The sequence below is a fragment of the Vibrio sp. 378 genome (assembly GCF_033339435.1).
The window spans coordinates 1-637 of the sequence record NZ_JAWOUO010000699.1 but is presented as its reverse complement, the minus strand read 5'-3'; the positions used below and the strand labels follow the sequence as shown (position 1 = coordinate 637).

1 protein-coding gene is annotated in these 637 nt (G+C 34.7%); it reads left to right on the top strand.

From position 1 onward, the window contains the following. Positions 1-152: 152 nt before the first annotated feature. The coding region (locus R7Q48_RS28350) for a chromosome partitioning protein ParA (protein ID WP_318133650.1) at positions 153-637 on the top strand (485 nt) is incomplete at its 3' end.

Below are 637 nucleotides of genomic sequence, written 5' to 3'. Positions count from 1 at the left end.
AAAACGCCGACAAATACTCCGCCCATTCTGGTTGGTTGCTCTAACCCCCTTCGGTGTTAGCGCTGGTTTATCATATGTTGTTAGTCTTAAATCTTAATAGCTATATCTAATTATTTGAGAGGTGAGTATAGATACAATAAAAGGTAATAATTATGAAACACGATATGTTAGACATTTTAAGAAGTGTAGGTGCAAAAGATTTTAGAGCTATTGAAACCGCCATTAAGACAGTAAAAAAAGAGAAATACAAACCTCGTAAAGAACCTGGTGATTTGCAGATTAAATCAGTAAAGACAAATCTCACTGAAAAAGAATATCAAGAACTAGTTAAAAAGCAATGTATGGCTGGTTATTCAAAGCTTTCAGCATTTACTCGTGACGTCATCAATAATGCTGTAAAAGTCAAACCCATCATTCTAGAGGCATCTAAAGAGTTCTTTACAGAAACTTCAGAACTCAGTGATCAAATTAAAACAATTGCCACCGATATTGAGAATAGTAAAGCTCTCACAAGAGATGAAATAGAAAGTACTCTTGTAATATTAGCGGGACTATTAAGAGAGTTTCAGGCAACTCGTCACTTGCTAGTAAATAGCTTTACTCAAGAAGCGGCTTATGAAATAGCAAAACAGCATTT